Below are 471 nucleotides of genomic sequence, written 5' to 3'. Positions count from 1 at the left end.
CACCATTTCTCAGACGCGGGGCTATAGCTCAGCTGGGAGAGCGCTTGCATGGCATGCAAGAGGTCGGCGGTTCGATCCCGCCTAGCTCCACCAAGTCTGGAAGATGGGCGATTAGCTCAGTTGGGAGAGCACCTCCCTTACAAGGAGGGGGTCACTGGTTCGAGCCCGGTATCGCCCACCATTTTCTCTGCAAGAGAAAAGCACTACAACAAAATGGGGCTATAGCTCAGCTGGGAGAGCGCCTGCCTTGCACGCAGGAGGTCAGCAGTTCGATCCTGCTTAGCTCCACCATTTTACTCTTTGTTTTTACAGCAGTTGACGCCTGTTGCGATGAGTGCTGTCTGAAAGCAAAAAATAAAGTGGTTTATCGTATTGATAAATACACATGCTCTTTAACAATCTGGAAAGCTGACAAGTCATTCTTAAAGAATGACAGTAAAGTTCTCAATCAGTGACAGAAATGTCACTCAC

3 tRNA genes are annotated in these 471 nt (G+C 49.0%); all 3 read left to right on the top strand.

The window, feature by feature from the left end:
• Positions 1-17 precede the first annotated feature (17 nt).
• The 3 genes from BZG25_RS15705 to BZG25_RS15695 all read left to right on the top strand — a co-directional run bounded on the left by BZG25_RS15705 (position 18) and on the right by BZG25_RS15695 (position 291).
• Positions 18-93 (top strand) — tRNA-Ala (locus BZG25_RS15705).
• A 12-nt stretch (positions 94-105) separates the two neighbouring features.
• Positions 106-181, top strand: a tRNA-Val gene (locus BZG25_RS15700).
• A 34-nt stretch (positions 182-215) separates the two neighbouring features.
• Positions 216-291, top strand: a tRNA-Ala gene (locus tag BZG25_RS15695).
• The last annotated feature ends 180 nt before the right edge of the window (positions 292-471 follow it).

The organism is Salinivibrio sp. ML198, assembly GCF_001996015.1.
GTDB classification, from domain to species: domain Bacteria; phylum Pseudomonadota; class Gammaproteobacteria; order Enterobacterales; family Vibrionaceae; genus Salinivibrio; species Salinivibrio siamensis.
The sequence above is the reverse complement of the archived record's forward strand: the minus strand, read 5'-3'. Positions and strand labels throughout refer to the sequence as shown.